The sequence below is a fragment of the Streptomyces sp. NRRL B-3229 genome, from assembly GCF_000719505.1.
Lineage (GTDB): Bacteria > Actinomycetota > Actinomycetes > Streptomycetales > Streptomycetaceae > Streptomyces > Streptomyces griseorubiginosus.
Window position 1 is genome coordinate 1 of the sequence record NZ_JOGP01000033.1, and the last position, 13,605, is coordinate 13,605.

At 68.9% G+C, this 13,605-nt stretch carries 15 protein-coding genes; 8 read left to right on the forward strand and 7 right to left on the reverse strand.

What is annotated here, in order from left to right:
• The first annotated feature begins 10 nt into the window (after window positions 1-10).
• The 4 genes from IF54_RS42445 (at window position 11) to IF54_RS0135450 (ending at window position 3,673) form a co-directional block, all read left to right on the forward strand.
• Entirely contained in the window at window positions 11-124 is a 114-nt protein-coding gene (locus IF54_RS42445) for a carotenoid oxygenase family protein (RefSeq protein ID WP_267884995.1), read from the forward strand.
• The gene (locus tag IF54_RS0135440) at window positions 121-798 is read left to right on the forward strand and encodes an MBL fold metallo-hydrolase (protein WP_037821051.1); all 678 of its coding nucleotides are present in this window, start codon (window positions 121-123) and stop codon (window positions 796-798) included. The genes IF54_RS42445 and IF54_RS0135440 overlap by 4 nt, the downstream gene beginning before the upstream one ends.
• A 126-nt stretch (window positions 799-924) precedes the next feature.
• The gene (locus IF54_RS0135445) at window positions 925-2,385 is read left to right on the forward strand and encodes an aldehyde dehydrogenase family protein (RefSeq protein ID WP_030326423.1); all 1,461 of its coding nucleotides are present in this window, start codon (window positions 925-927) and stop codon (window positions 2,383-2,385) included.
• A gap of 43 nt (window positions 2,386-2,428) precedes the next feature.
• Window positions 2,429-3,673: an MFS transporter gene (locus tag IF54_RS0135450; protein ID WP_051735662.1), complete on the forward strand. Its 1,245-nt coding sequence runs from the start codon at window positions 2,429-2,431 to the stop codon at window positions 3,671-3,673.
• Between the two features lie 267 nt (window positions 3,674-3,940).
• Here the strand turns inward: IF54_RS0135450 and IF54_RS0135455 are convergent, their stop codons facing one another.
• The 5 genes from IF54_RS0135455 to IF54_RS0135475 form a co-directional block, all read right to left on the reverse strand.
• Window positions 3,941-4,588, reverse strand: coding sequence for a 4-carboxy-4-hydroxy-2-oxoadipate aldolase/oxaloacetate decarboxylase (locus IF54_RS0135455; RefSeq protein ID WP_030326428.1), 648 nt, complete (start codon window positions 4,586-4,588; stop codon window positions 3,941-3,943).
• Window positions 4,588-5,517 carry an amino acid ABC transporter permease gene (locus IF54_RS0135460; protein WP_030326430.1) on the reverse strand — a complete coding sequence of 310 codons (930 nt, stop codon included), beginning with the start codon at window positions 5,515-5,517 and terminating at the stop codon, window positions 4,588-4,590. The genes IF54_RS0135455 and IF54_RS0135460 overlap by 1 nt, the downstream gene beginning before the upstream one ends.
• The gene (locus tag IF54_RS0135465) at window positions 5,514-6,164 is read right to left on the reverse strand and encodes an amino acid ABC transporter permease (protein WP_030326432.1); all 651 of its coding nucleotides are present in this window, start codon (window positions 6,162-6,164) and stop codon (window positions 5,514-5,516) included. Before IF54_RS0135465 ends, IF54_RS0135460 begins: the two co-directional genes overlap by 4 nt.
• A gap of 42 nt (window positions 6,165-6,206) precedes the next feature.
• Window positions 6,207-7,094 (reverse strand): glutamate ABC transporter substrate-binding protein, encoded by an 888-nt coding sequence (locus tag IF54_RS0135470; protein ID WP_199821284.1) that lies wholly within the window; start codon window positions 7,092-7,094, stop codon window positions 6,207-6,209.
• 68 nt (window positions 7,095-7,162) lie between these two features.
• Window positions 7,163-7,909 (reverse strand): amino acid ABC transporter ATP-binding protein, encoded by a 747-nt coding sequence (locus IF54_RS0135475; protein WP_030326436.1) that lies wholly within the window; start codon window positions 7,907-7,909, stop codon window positions 7,163-7,165.
• A 347-nt stretch (window positions 7,910-8,256) separates the two neighbouring features.
• Between IF54_RS0135475 and IF54_RS0135480 the strand changes: the two genes are divergently transcribed.
• The 4 genes from IF54_RS0135480 to IF54_RS0135495 all read left to right on the forward strand — a co-directional run bounded on the left by IF54_RS0135480 (window position 8,257) and on the right by IF54_RS0135495 (window position 11,698).
• Complete coding sequence (locus IF54_RS0135480) at window positions 8,257-9,306, forward strand: pyridoxal phosphate-dependent aminotransferase (protein WP_234439138.1); 1,050 nt, start codon at window positions 8,257-8,259, stop codon at window positions 9,304-9,306.
• 455 nt (window positions 9,307-9,761) lie between these two features.
• Window positions 9,762-9,992, forward strand: a complete 231-nt coding sequence (locus IF54_RS0135485) for a hypothetical protein (RefSeq protein WP_030326440.1) — start codon at window positions 9,762-9,764, stop codon at window positions 9,990-9,992.
• 10 nt (window positions 9,993-10,002) lie between these two features.
• A complete protein-coding gene (locus IF54_RS0135490) occupies window positions 10,003-11,346 on the forward strand; it encodes a TRAP transporter large permease subunit (RefSeq protein WP_030326441.1) in 1,344 nt (447 codons plus the stop codon).
• Window positions 11,347-11,404: 58 nt separating this feature from the next.
• Window positions 11,405-11,698, forward strand: coding sequence for a hypothetical protein (locus IF54_RS0135495; RefSeq protein ID WP_051735663.1), 294 nt, complete (start codon window positions 11,405-11,407; stop codon window positions 11,696-11,698).
• On the opposite strand, the gene IF54_RS0135500 is transcribed toward IF54_RS0135495, so the two are convergent.
• Entirely contained in the window at window positions 11,662-12,237 is a 576-nt protein-coding gene (locus IF54_RS0135500) for a TetR/AcrR family transcriptional regulator (protein ID WP_199821285.1), read from the reverse strand. The genes IF54_RS0135495 and IF54_RS0135500 overlap by 37 nt on opposite strands.
• 159 nt (window positions 12,238-12,396) lie before the next feature.
• Window positions 12,397-13,542: a pyridoxal phosphate-dependent aminotransferase gene (locus IF54_RS0135505; protein ID WP_037821053.1), complete on the reverse strand. Its 1,146-nt coding sequence runs from the start codon at window positions 13,540-13,542 to the stop codon at window positions 12,397-12,399.
• Between the last annotated feature and the right edge of the window lie 63 nt (window positions 13,543-13,605).

A 13,605-nucleotide genomic window follows, 5' to 3' on the forward strand; every position in this document is an offset into this window, starting at 1 on the left:
CGACCTGGCCATCCTCGACGCCCTCGACATCGCGGCCGGCCCGATCGCCACCGTGAAGATCCCCTTCCGGCTCCGGTACGGCTTCCACGGCACCTGGGTCCCAGCCGAGGAGCTCCAGCGGTGACGTCCCGCCAGCCGGAATCCCGGCTCACCAAGTGGGGCCATGCCTGCGTCCGCTTCGAACGGGCCGGGGTCACCCTCGTCATCGACCCGGGTGAGTACACCGCGCCCCAGGTCCTCGACGGGGCGGACGCAGTGCTCGTCACCCACGAACACGCCGACCACTTCGACGAGGGCCGCCTCCGGGCGGCCGCCGAGACCAACCCGGCCCTGCGGATCTGGACCAACCGGTCCGTGGCCGTCAAGCTCGACGGACTCGGCAACCGGGTCACCGTGGTCGGCGACGGCGACACCTTCGACGTGGGCGGCTTCGAGGTCGAGGCACATGGCGAACTGCACCAACTCGTCCACCCGGACCTGCCGCGCGTACCCAACGTCGGCTTCCTTCTCGCCGGTACGGTCTTCCACCCCGGTGACGCCTTCACCGTCCCGCCGACTCCGGTGGACACGCTGCTGGTTCCCGTCCAGGGCCCCTGGTCGCAGACCGGTGAGGTCATCGACTACATACGGGAGATCAAGCCCCGGCTGGCCGTGGCTGTCCACGACGGCGGCCTCAGCACGATGGGCCACGCCGTGGTGAACGGGATCATCGGCGCCATGGTGGGCAAGGACGCCACCACCAGCTACGTCCGGCTGGAGGCCGGAGTCCCGGCGGACCTCTCCCGGCTGCCGGTCTGACAACACCCCCCTTTCCCGGCTGTGCGGCCGGGCCGGCCTCGGGGCTCGCGGCGTGCGTTCCGGCGCGCCGCCAGCCCCGGGGCTGCCGTACCCGCAGCGCAGCCGCCTCACACCAGCGGAGTCCGCATGACCCTCACCCGTGAACTGCTCATCGCAGGCAAGGAAGTGCCCGCCCGCTCGGGCCGCACCACCGAGGACCTCACCTCGCACACCGGGAGGACGTACGCCACGGTGGCCGCCGCGGGCACGGAGGACGTGACCCTCGCCGTGGACGCCGCCGAGGCCGCGTTCGACGACTGGGCCGCCGTGAGCCCCTACGCCCGCCGCGCGATCCTCCTCAAAGCCGCCGACCTGCTCGAGGAGCGCCGCGAGGCGGTGGCCGACCTGATGGCCGGCGAGGTCGCCGGCACCCGGGGATGGGCGTACTTCAACGTTGCCGTGGCCGCCACCGTGCTCCGCGAGGTCGCCGCCGCGGTCACCGCCCCGCGCGGCGAGGTGCTCGCCGCCCAGGAGGCCGGAGCCCTGGGCCTCGCGGTGCGCGAACCGCTCGGCGTGGTCGCCGCGTTCTCCCCGTGGAACGCCCCGGTCATCCTCGGCGTACGCGCCGTCGCAGCCCCCCTCGCGGCCGGCAACACGGTGGTCCTCAAGCCCAGCGAGGACGCCCCGCTGGCCTGCGGCCTGTTCGTCGCCGACGTACTACGGGACGCCGGGCTGCCCGACGGCGTCCTCAACGTCATCACCAACGACCCCACCGACGCCCCCCGGATCGCCGAAGCGCTCATCGCCGACCCACGGGTACGGGCGGTCAACTTCACCGGGTCCACGAACGTGGGCCGCGTCATCGGCACCACCGCCGCGCGGTTCCTCAAGCCCGCCGTGCTGGAACTCGGCGGAAAGAACGCCGTGATCGTGCTCGACGACGCCGACATCGACTACGCGGTCGACGCCGCCGCGTTCGCCGCGTTCATGAACTCCGGGCAGATCTGCATGTCCGCCGACCGCATCCTCGTACACGCCTCCCTGGCCGAGGAGTTCACCGCCAAGTTCGCCGCGAAAGTGACCGCGCTGCCCGCCGGGGACCCGGCCGAGCCCGACACCGTGATCGGCCCGCTCGTCTCCCCGGCCGCCGCGGTCCGGGTCGCCGCCCTGGTCGAGGACGCCGTCGCCAAGGGCGCCACGGTCCTCACCGGCGGCGGCGCACCGGACGGCGCCCACCACCCGGCCACCGTCCTCACCCACCTGCCCGAGGACGCCGAGCTGTACCATGCCGAAGCCTTCGGCCCCGTCTGCGTGATCGACACCTTCGCGACCGACGACGAGGCCATCGCCAAAGCCAACGACACCGAGAACGGGCTGACGTGCGGGATCATCACCGAGAACGGCACGCACGGGCTGCGGGTCGCCGGCCGGATCCGCACCGGGATCGCGCACGTGAACGACCAGTCCGTCGCCGACGAACCCCAGGCGCCCTTCGGCGGCGTCAAGTCCTCCGGATACGGACGCTTCGGCGGTCGCTGGGGCATCGAGGCCTTCACCGACACCCGCTGGATCACCCTCGCCACCCAGCACGCGCACTACCCCTTCTGAGCCGACCCCTTCAGCCGCTCCGACAGCCACTCAAAGGAGAGTCATGCCTGTCGTCACACCCGCGCCGGACGCGTCGCAAGCAGCCGACACACCCTCGCTCAGCCCCAAGGGGGCACCCGCCGGGTGGCCCCAGATCCTCTTGATCATGCTGGGCAGCGCCCTGCCGGTCCTCGGCACCGTCGTACTGACCCCGGTCGTCCACAGCATCGAGGAGGCGTTCGCCTCCGACCCGGCCGCGAACCTCGCCCCGCTCGTGCTCGCCGCCCCGGCGCTGTTCATCGGACTGCTGGCCCCGTTCGCCGGCCAGATCGTCGACCGGCTCGGACGCAAGCGCCTGCTGCTGGCCGCGATGCTGGCCTACACCCTGTTCGGCACCGCACCGCTCTATCTGAACGACCTGCGCCTGATCCTGCTGTCCCGCGCCCTGATGGGCATCGTCGAGGCAGCCGTCATGACGGTCTGCATCACCCTGATCAGTGATTACTTCACCGGCCCGAAGAGAGTGAAGGTCATCGGCCTCCAGACCGGATCCTCCGCGGTCGCGGCCATCGTGTTCGTCGCGGTGGGCGGCGCGCTGGGGGCGGCCGGGTGGCGGGCCCCCTTCGTCGTCTACGGCATCGCCCTGCTCCTCCTCGTTCCCATGGCGATCCTCCTGTGGGAGCCCGGGCGCGAGCACACGGCGGCCACCGGCAGCCTTCCGCGGGTTCCGTGGCGGGAGCTGCGGGTTCCGCTGGCGATCACCGTGTTCGGCGCCGTCATGTTCTACGTCCTCCAGGTCGGACTCTCCTACCTCGTCTCCCGGGAACAGGCCACGGTCATCGGGACGCTCGGCTCGGTTGCCACCGCGGCGACGTCGCTCAGCTTCAGCAGGCTGGTCGGACGAGGGATACGCTTCCTGCTCCCGCTGGCGTTCGGCCTCGGCGGCGCCGGTCTGCTGATCACCGTGGCAGGCGGCGGCCCGGCCGCCGTCGGTGCGGGATACGTCGTCACCAGCCTGGGCGGCGGGCTGATGCTCCCCACCTTGCTCACCTGGTCCGTCAACTCCCTCTCGTTCGCACAGCGCGGACGCGGGACCGGCTTGTGGACCGGCTGCTTCTTCCTCAGCCAGTTCATCTGCGGTGTGCTGGTCTCGGCCGCCAACGCGAGCCCGGGCGGACTCGACAGCCTCCTGTGGATCATCGCCGTGGTCTGCCTCGTGCTGACGGCGGGTACGTTTGTCGGAACCCGCCGCTTCAGCCGCACCGCGACGGCCGAGACCGCGCCGGTGTCAGGGGCCGCCGTGTCCTAAAGGGTGTTGCACAAGGCTCGAAGCCATGCGCCGGTTGACGGTGCGGGGTGCCGCCCGTCCGCTGTGGCGGGATCACGACTGGTTCCGCGGCGCGCTCGCGGCTCTGGGCGCGCGGGTCGCGGGTCCTTCGGGTTGCTCTTCCGGAACGCCGTGTTCAGCGCCTGAAGCAGGCGTCAGTCACCACCACTCGGCCGCAGGGCCGAACGCCGCGTCCTCGAACCGGACGTCCGGGGCTGCGACTCCCGCCGGTGCCGACATGGCCGGCGGTCAGCGGTATCCGAGTTGCTGGAGCCGCTCATCGAGACCCATCAGCTCCACCAGGCTCTTGCCCTTCAGCAGTTCCGTACGGAACTGCTCCTCCTTCTCCTCACGGGCCTCGGACAGTTCGACGACTCGCGCCGCGTCCTGGGCGGGGACCACCACCACACCGTCAGCGTCACCGACGACGACGTCTCCCGGCCGGATCACGATGCCACCGCACGTGACCGCGGTGTTCACCGAGCCGGGCTGGAACTTTCCGGTGCCCTTGATCGATATGCCTCGGCAGAACACCGGAAAGCCCATGCCCACGATGGCCCGGCTGTCGCGCACGCATCCGTCGATGACAAGTCCCGCGATCCCGGCCTGCTGCGCGTACAGCGTGAGGACGTCGCCCCACGGTCCGGCTTCGAGGAACGCCTTGGCATCCACGACCAGAACGTCCCCGGGCCGGGCGAGGGTGACGGCGTGCTGGATGGCGAGGTTGTCCGCCGGCCGGCAGTCGACCGTCAGCGCGGGACCCGCAACGACCATGGAGGCGTCCAGGGGCTTGATGGCGCTGTCCAGGGCACCGGTTCCGCCCTGGGCCTCGTGCACGGTGGCTGAACCGAACTGCATGAACTTGTCGGCCTGTTCGGGGGTGAGACGGGTCGTCATCACGCGATCCTTTCGGGGGTGGGGGACGAGTCGCGGGTGAGGGGCGTCGGAGCGGCGGAAACGGGTGCGGAGGCCCGGCTGCGAGCGGTGCGGGAGCCGCGTCGCTCCACGTACTCGGCCAGCTTCGACAGCAGCCAGTTGATGATGATGTAGATGGCGCCGGTCACCAGGAACATGGGGATCGGGTTGCGCAGTTGCTGGGCGACGAGGTTCGAAGCCCTCAGCAACTCCTGGTACTGGCCCAGGATCAGCGCGGCCAACGAGGTGTCCTTGAGGATGACCACGAGTTGGCTGATCAGCGCCGGGAGCATGGTCCGGAACGCCTGCGGCAGAAGAATGAGCCGCAGCGTCTGGCCCCGGGTCAGGCCGATGGCCGCGGCTGCCTCGCGCTGGCCCCTGGGCAGGGACTCGACGCCGGCCCGGAGGATCTCGGCGATGATCACCGAGTTGTACGCGGTGAGCCCGACGACGAGGTACCAGAGGAACCGGCCGCCGGGTGCGTCGGCGAAGGTCAGGCCGAGTTCGGGCAGGACGCGGGAGGCGAAGTAGATGCTGATGACGACGGGAACACCGCGGACGACCTCCATCGCCCCGACGAGCGGGATGCGGGTGAGCCGTCCGAGGGACAGCCGCAGGACGCCGATCGCCGTACCGACGATCAAGGAGAAGGCGATGGCGAGTGCGGCGGCGACCAGGGTCCGCTGCAGTCCGGTGCCCATGACGTCCCACACGGCGGCGAAGTTCTCGTCACCGGGATCGATCAGCGGGTGCCATTTCTCCGCGTCGAACTGTCCGGCGTCGGCCAGGCGCACCACGACGACGACGAGCAGCGCCGACAGTACGGCCCAGGCGACGATGCTGCCGCGACGGATGAGACGGCGGGTCCGGGGGCCCGGCTCGTCGTACAGGACGCTCGGGGCGGTCTTCATCGGACGATCGCCACCTTTCGCTCGACGGCATGGAGGAAGAGCCCGGAAGGCAGCGTGATGGCCAGGTATCCGACGGTGACGCCGAGAAGCACCGGCAGATTCGGATAGCCCTGGGCGCTGGTCAGCGTGGCGCTGACGCTGAAGAGGTCGCGGCCCACGCCGAAGGCGCCGACGACCGCGGAGTTCTTGAACATCGAGATGAGCACGGCGCCCAAAGGCGGGACGACACTGCGCAGGGCCTGCGGAAGGATGACCAGGGTGAGGCCCTGACGGAAGGTCAGTCCGAGCGAGCGGGCGGCCTCGGCCTGCCCGGCCGGGACGGCGTTGATACCGGAGCGCACGGCCTCGCAGACGAAAGCGGCGCTGTAGAGCACGAGTCCGCTGACGGCCAGGACGTAGTAGGAGGAGTTGACGCCCAGCTCGGGCAGTCCGAAGGCCATGAAGAACAGCACGATGGTGAGCGGTGTGTTCCGCAGGACCGTCACGTAGTTGCCGGCGAACGTGCGCAGAGGGGGGACGGGCGACACGCGCATGGCCGCCAGTACGAGGCCCAGCGTCAGGGAGCCCGCCAGTCCCCACAGGGCTATGCCGAGGGAGCGCAGGAACCCGGAGCCGAAAAGCCCCAGGTTATCGGTGATGGCGTCCATGCGCGCCGCCTCCTTGGTGGTCGGTCGGAGTGGTGGGCGTACTCAGCTGCAGGTGTCTGCCTTGGCCAGGGTGGGCACCGGAATGCTCTTGTCGAGCTTTCCGGCGGTGTCCTTCCACGCCTTCGTGTACGCGCCCGACTTGGCGGCCTCGGCCAGGGTGTCGTCGATGAACCGGCAGAAGGCGACGTCGCCCTTGGCGATGCCGATGCCGTAGGGCTCCTTGCTGAACTTGGGGCCGACCACCTTGAAGTCGCCGTTCGAGTTGCTCGCCAGGCCCATGAGGACCACGTCGTCGGTGGTGACCGCGTCCACCTGGCCGGTCCGCAGGGCGTCGGCGCACTTGGTGTAGTTGTCGAAGAGCACCAGGCGGTCGCTGCCGGACAGGTACTGCTTGATGTTCTCGGACGGCGTGGAACCGGTGGCGCTGCACACCTTGGCCTTGGTCTTGGCCAGCGACTCGGGTCCGGTGATGGTGGTGTTCCCGGACTTGACCATCAGGCGCTGGCCGGCCTGGTAGTAGGGGCCGGCGAAGGAGATCCGCTTCTTGCGTTCGTCGTTGATGGTGTACGTCGCCGCGACGACGTCGACCTCGCCTCTCTCCAGGATCTCCTCCCTGACGTTCGACGGGGCCTCGGTGTACTTGATGTGGCCGGGGTCGATGCCCAGCTTCGCGGCGATGATCTTGACGATCTCGACGTCGAAGCCCTGCGGCTTGTCCGAGAGGCCGGTCATGCCGAAACCGGGCTGGTCGAACTTGACCCCGGCCTGCAGGGTGCCCGTCTTGGCGATCTTCGCCATGGTGGTCCCGGGGGCGAACGTGGGGGCCTTGGCGACCTCGACCGCCGCGGTGTCGCTGTCGTTGCCACCGCCGCAGGCGGTGAGGGCGAGCGAGAGGACGGCGAGGGCGGCGAGAGCAGGGGTGCGTCGCATGTGCATGGTCTTTCCTTGCTGTGAAGTGGAGGACTGACGGCCGGGATGGGGCAGCGTGCGGCAGGAGGTCAGTGGCTGAGGATCTTGGAGAGGAAGTCCCTCGCCCGGTCCGTGCGGGGGGCGGCGAAGAACTCCTCCGGTGTGCCGGACTCGACGATCTCCCCGTCGGCCATGAAGACGACCCGGTCGGCGGCCCGGCGGGCGAAGCCCATCTCGTGCGTGACGACGATCATGGTCATGCCGTCCCGGGCGAGCTGCTGCATCACCTCCAGCACCTCGTTGACCATCTCCGGATCGAGGGCGGAGGTGGGCTCGTCGAAGAGCATCACCTTCGGGTCCATGGCCAAGGCGCGGGCGATGGCGACCCGTTGTTGCTGCCCGCCGGACAGTTGAGCGGGGTACTTGTCGGCCTGGCCGGCCACTCCGACCCGGTCCAGCAGGACCCGGGCGCGTGCCTCGGCCTCTGCTTTGCCGCGCCTGCGGACCTTGACCGGTCCGAGCATCACGTTCTCCAGCACGGTCTTGTGCGCGAAGAGGTTGAAGGACTGGAAAACCATGCCGACATCGGCACGCAGTCGGGCAAGGTCCCTGCCCTCCTCGGGGAGGGGTCGGGCGTCAAGGACAACCGTGCCGGAGTCGAGGCTCTCCAGCCGGTTGATGGTGCGACACAGCGTCGATTTGCCAGACCCTGACGGACCGATGACCACGACCACCTCGCCCGCCCGCACGGTCAGGTCTATGTCCCTGAGCACATGCAGATCACCGAAGTGCTTGTTGACCCCGTTCATCACGACGAGTTCGGTCGTGGGGCTCATGAGACACCTCCAGACGGACAGCAACTGTGAGTGCTGTCTCAGTTCGCCACTAAGCGTTGGTCGCCGAGGATGGCTTGTCAAGCCCCAGGGAAGGGGAATGCCTCGATGTAGCACGAGGTAACAGGACTGAAACGCGCGGGATGGAGTGACGTGTGGGCCTTGACCAGTTCAGAGGCTTACGCAATAGTCCCGTCATCTAACTAAGACTGAGATCTCTATTTCTCTGTCCCAAGCCTCAAGGAGGCGGCATGGTTGCCTTCCGCCCGTCGCAAGCGATCGCCCGAGTCCAGAGCTCCTCCCTCAGACCGGCCGGTGCCGTTCCCCCTCAAGGCACCGTGTCCCTGGCCATGGGGGAGCCCGACTTCCCCACCCCTGAGCCGATAGTCGAGGCCGCGCAACGCGCACTGCGGGAAGGCTGGACCCACTACGGCGACCTGAACGGCGATCCCGAACTGCGTGAAGCCATCGCGGCCGAGGCCGCGCGCATCTCCGGGCGAGCCCACACCGCGGACTCCGTGCTGGTCAGTCACGGCGGCGCGGCCGCGATCACGGCCGCGATCCTTGCCACCGTGGACCCGGGCGACCGTGTCGTCCTGCCCGAACCCACGTACTCGCTCTATCCCGACGCGGTCCGGCTGGCCGGGGGTGTCCCCGTGCCCGTGGCGACGACGGCACGGCACCACCTCGACCTGGAGGCGCTGGCCGCCGCGGCGCGGGGTGCCCGCATGGTGGTGCTGTGCAATCCGGGCAACCCCACGGGAGCGGTCATCCCGCCCGCCGAACTGGCCCTGCTCGGCGAACTCCTCCACGGCACTGACACCTTGGTCCTGGCGGACGAGGCGTACGCGGACATCGTCTACAGCGGTGTGCGGTTCGTCTCGGCACTTGCCGTCGAGTCCCTCAGCGAGCGTCTGATCTACGTCCAGACCCTGTCCAAGACATACGCCATGACCGGTTGGCGCATCGGGTACGTGGTGGCCCCGGAGGTGATGGCGGGAGCGATCCGCCACGTGCACCGCACCATGAACTCCTCCGTCAACGCGGCAGTCCAGCGTGCGGCGCTGACCGCGCTTCGGATCGGCCCCGAACTGGCGGCCCCGATGCTTCGCGCGTACCAGGAGCGGCGCGACTTCGTGACGAAGCGCATCAACGACATGCCAACGCTCCGCGCCAACGAGCCCGAGGGAGCCTTCTACGCCCTGGCCCGGTACGACGCGGATCTCTCCTCGCAGGAGATGGCTGCCAAGCTGCTCGCCGGCGGTGTCGCGGTTCGGGCCGGCAGTGAGTACGGCGCCAGCGGACAAGGGCACATCCGCCTGAGTTTCGCCGCCGGCCTTGATGTCCTCGCCGAAGGGCTCGACCGGATTGAAGCGGTGCTTGAGGCGGTCGGCGAGTAGGGCTCTTCGCTGTTGCCCGGCACCGGCGGCGAGGAGGCGTACTGGTCGCCGGCTGCCCGGAAGAGCCGACGCTGAACCCATTGACTGAACTGAGACATCATTCTAGGTTGTGACTCCGAAACCGTACTGAGACTTTAGTCTCACTTTGCGATTGGGGTCCATGAGATGGGCAGAACCCGCCTTCATGCTCACGTCGCCATCGTGGGTACGGAGAGCCTCGACCCGGCGGCCGTGCAGGCCTCCCCTCAGCGGGGAGGTCGGGTTGTGGCTCTCGAAAGAGAGAATCAAATCTCAGTACATCGGGCTGGACGCGCTGCTCGGGACGGGGAAGGCGCCCGGTCGCGACCGATCCGTTCCGGCTGTCCGCACTGCATGAACTCCAGCGCTGTGGCCAGGACGCGTTCAAGGGCCGCAAGGTTCCGGCGGGTTGGGGCGCCGGCCCATCCGGCGAAGCGGTGACCATCGCGGCCGAAGCGTGCAGCCTGCTGGTCCACGGCTCGGCGACTCTCAAACTGCTGACCGAAGTCGCGATCCGGGGCGAGCCGGAGGAACGGGCTCGCGCGGAGAGCGCCGCTTCGGGCATTCCCGCGCCGGATCTCCTGGGCCGGCACATCGCGGCCACCACCGAGCGGGCGGCGATCCCGATGCAACCACAGCCTGTCACTGTCGACAGGGCAAAGAAATGAGACCCCCCTCATGAGCGCGATTACCGCACTGGCAGCGTCCATCGCGGCCATCATCGTCTGGAACGTTCTGTTGCGCCGCAACGTAGGGGAAGCGATGATCGTCGGCTTCCTGGTCACCGCCGCGTTCGCGGGCGGCGACGCACCCGAGGTCGCGTGGGACGGCCTCGTCACCGCGCTGAAGGAACCCATCACCTTCGCGGCCCTGGCCTTTGTCTTCGTCAGCACCGTCCTCTCCGAAGCCGGGCTCATGCAACGCCTGGTCGACATCCTGAGCTCACTGCTGGGCCGCTTCCGCGGCGGATCCGCCTATGCGGCCACCGCGTCCGCGGGGCTGTTCAGCACGGTCGCGCACGCGGGCCCGGCGATCGCGGCCACCATCGGCTCCATCACGATCCCGTGGATGCGGCGCTCGAACACCGACGGGGAGACGGCCGCACTCATCACCGCGGGCAATGCGGGGATGGGCACGACCTTCCCGTTCGGAGCCGCCTTCTTCGTGCTGCTCGCCTCACCAACGGTCAGCCCGGTGCTGGACTCCTCCGACGTCGTCCCCACCATGTTCGTGGCAGGCACGTGGATGGTCGTCATGCGGCTTGCCATCACCCTGGTGATCGTCCGCCGCCGCGGTATCACCGCGATGTCTCCGGACGACATCCAGCCGTTGCGGCGGACGCTCGGCCGCGGATGGACATCGATGCTGATCTTCGTGGGTATCGCGGTCCCCGTCCTGGCCACCATGGGTCCAACCGGCCACTTCGTCGAGCACCGGATCGGGGAAGCAGGCGCCGAGGCGATCGACCTGCTCATCTGGATGCCCGTCCTCGTCCTGCTCGCCGGAATCCTGGTCGGGCGGAAGACCTTGCCCCGTGGATCTCGTGCATGGTGGCGGTTGCTCGACACGATCGGCCCGAAGCTCAGCGTCGTCGGCGTCACCATGGTCTGCGCCTTTGCCGCCTCCAACGTGCTCAACGACCTGGGGCTCGCCGACCAGCTCGGTCGCCAGCTCCACCGGCTCGACGGAGCGCCTGCCTTGCTGGTCGCCGTACTGGTCGGCCTGGTCGTCGTCACCGTCGCCGGCCCGTTGAACTCCACCGCGACCACCGCCGCCGTGGGTCCTGTCGGATTCCTCGCGCTGACCACCGCCGGAGTGCCGCCGGTCGCGGCGTTCGCCGCCCTTCTCGTCTTCGCATCCTCGGAGGGGGCCTCCCCGCCGGGCGCGGCCCCCATCTACGTCGCGAGCGGTATCGCCGAGATCAACCCCGTACGGATCTTCGGGCCCATCATCGCGTACTACCTCGTCCCCTCACTGCTGTTCGGGGTGCTCATCGCCACGGGCGTCCTGTGGGTGCCCTGAACCACCGGTCCGCCGCGCCAACGGCAGCCCTGCCCGACAACCGAGAAGCGGAGTCCTCATGAACAGACTGCTGTCCGTTGCCTTTCGAGTCACCTTGCTCATGTTCCTGCTCGGCGGAACGATCTTCACGTTCGCGCAGATCGCCGGAATCCTCATCGCTGACGGTTCCCTTGTCACGCAGACGGCCGGCAAGGTGGGGGAGCCCACATGCGTAGTGGCAGGCGTGGCCGGCCTTCTGGCCTTCGCGCGCATGTACGTCGCGCCCGACGGGAAGTCGAGCGAGTACGTGTCAGCCCAGCGGAAGGAGCCGACCGCTCAGAGGTCGGCTGCCCAGCCGCGCAGAGCGCCGTAGTAAGTGGCGATGAGGCGGTCCAGGGCATCGTCGACGGCGAAGCCCTGGCCTACGAGGTCGAGGACTTCACGGGGGTCGAAGACGATGTTGTACAGGAACAGGGCGTAGTCGAACTGTTCGTCAGGGACGTCCAGTTTGCGCATGATGCTGCGGATGGGTCGCTCCCAGGCGTCGCGGACCGTGCTGATCACCTTGTCGCCGGCCCGCAGGCGTTCCAGGAAGCCCTCCCGGGCGCGCAGTTGGATCATCGCCGTCCCGTACACGGACAGCAACCGTCCCCATTCGTGGACGACGTCCTTGAACAGGGAGCTGCCTGTCTTGGGGCAATCGTGGCTGTAGTCGCGCAGTTCGACGATGACGTCGTGGAGGTAGGTGTTGAGCAGCTCGTCCAGGGAGGGGAAGTACCGGTAGGCGGTGGCGGTCGAGAGCCCGGCGCGCTTGGCGATCACGGGTACGGACACGTTCTCCGGATCGGTGCGGAGCATTTCCCCGGTCGCTTCCAGCAGCCGCTTGCGGTTGCGCTGCGCGTCACTGCGCAACCGCGTGCCGTTCGGACTGTTCGTGTGTCGCGTGCCGCTCAGCGCCCGACTCCTCATCAACTAGTACGTCGAATCCGTCGATTCGTCTGTCGACTCCCGCCGGAATCCCCGGGGCAGCCGCCCTGTCCGCCGAGCGTACCCGGCTGGGCCGCAGGGCGGTCAGCGCGTGAGTCGGAAGTAGTCCTCGATGCGGTCCAGCCCCGTTTCCAGCATGGTCGGGGGCGACGCGACGGAGATCCGCAGGTGGCCCTCACCGGCCGGACCGAACTCGCGTCCCGGACGGACCACGACCCCGTGGTCGGCCAGCGAGGCGACGAGTTCCAGGGACGGGGTCTGCCGGTCGTATCGGGCCAGGACGAAGAACCCTCCCTCGGGCACGGCAGCACTCAGTTCGGGCATGGCGTTGATCCGGGCGACGATGTAGTCGCGGCGCTCCTGGTAGGACTCGCGCATGGGCTTGACGAAGGCGTCGCCGCCCTCCAGCGCGACGATGGCCGCGCGCTGGGCGGCAGCGTTCACCGCCCCCAGGAAGGTCCGGTGCAGAGTCCGAATGCCGTTGATCATGGAAGCGGGAGCGATGAGGTAGCCCACGCGCCAGCCGGTCATCGCGTAGGTCTTCGACAGCGACTGGCAGTAGACGAGCCGGTCCCGCCAGGTGTCGACGGCCAGGGCCGAGGTGAAGACGCGGTCGTCGAAGATGAAGTGGTCGCAGACCTCGTCGGCGATGACGACGGTGCCGTGCCGTTGCGTGAGGTCCGCCAGCGCCTCCAGTTCGGTGCGATGGAACACCGTACCGACCGGATTGGCGGGATTGACGAGGATCAGGGCCTTGGCGCCCGGCAGTGCCTCGGCGATCCGCTCCAGATCGAGATGGCCGGTCGCGTCGAAGGGGACGTAGACCGGCTCACCGCCGGCCATCAGGACGGCGGAAGAGAACAGCGAGTAGCTCGGATCGAGCAGTACGACCCGATCGCCCGGTGAGACGGTGGAGGCCACCGCGGCGGACACCGCGGACGTGGCGCCGTTCGTCACGAGAACCTGTTGCGAACGGTAAGGAGTATCGGCAGACTCGCTGGCCAGCCGTGCCGCCAGGGCGCGCAGTTCGGGATCGCCGTTGAGATCGCCGTAGTGGGTCCACCCTGCCGCGAGCGCTTCGGCGGCGGCACGCACGATCGGCTCCGGTGTCGCGAAGTCGGGCTCGCCCACCCCCAGCAACGCCGGCTCGCCGGTGGGCGGCCCACCGGCTGGGCGCAGACTGCCTGTCAGCAGGCGGGTCACGGCGTCGGAAGGGGACGGGAGGGGCATGACAGAGTCTCCTAAGCGGCGGCAGGGCAACCACGGTGTCACTTCTGAGACTGATCTCTTACT